This window comes from Streptomyces iakyrus, assembly GCF_000717055.1.
Lineage (GTDB): Bacteria > Actinomycetota > Actinomycetes > Streptomycetales > Streptomycetaceae > Streptomyces > Streptomyces iakyrus.
The window spans coordinates 1-406 of the sequence record NZ_JNXI01000099.1; the positions used below are offsets into that span (position 1 = coordinate 1).

A 406-nucleotide genomic window follows, 5' to 3' on the forward strand; every position below is an offset into this window, starting at 1 on the left:
CGCTCGCGCGGCGCCACGCCGTGCTTTTCGTTTGCGCTGCACTCAGCCTTGCAACTCCTGCCTTCGCTCAAGACAAGAACGTCAAGATCGGCGTGCTGAACGACATGTCGGGCCTCTATGCCGACATCGGCGGCCCGAACTCGGTGGCTGCGGCCAACATGGCGGTGGAGGATTCCGGCCTCCGCGCCAAGGGCTGGAAGATCGAGGTGGTCAGCGGCGATCACCAGAACAAGCCCGACGTCGCGACCGGCATCGTGCGCAACTGGATCGACAACAAGGGTGTCGACGTGATCGCCGAAGGCGTCAATTCCGCGGTGGCGCTCGCGATCCAGACCGTCACGCGCGAACGCAAGAAGCTGTTTTTGATCTCGGGCTCCGGTTCATCCGATCTCACCGGCAAGCAATG

Annotated in this window: 1 protein-coding gene; it reads left to right on the forward strand. The window is 63.1% G+C overall.

Features of this window, described 5'->3' with window-relative positions; genetic code table 11:
* Positions 1–406: ABC transporter substrate-binding protein (locus tag OO68_RS48925; RefSeq protein WP_209442691.1), on the forward strand; the 406-nt coding region annotated here is incomplete at both ends.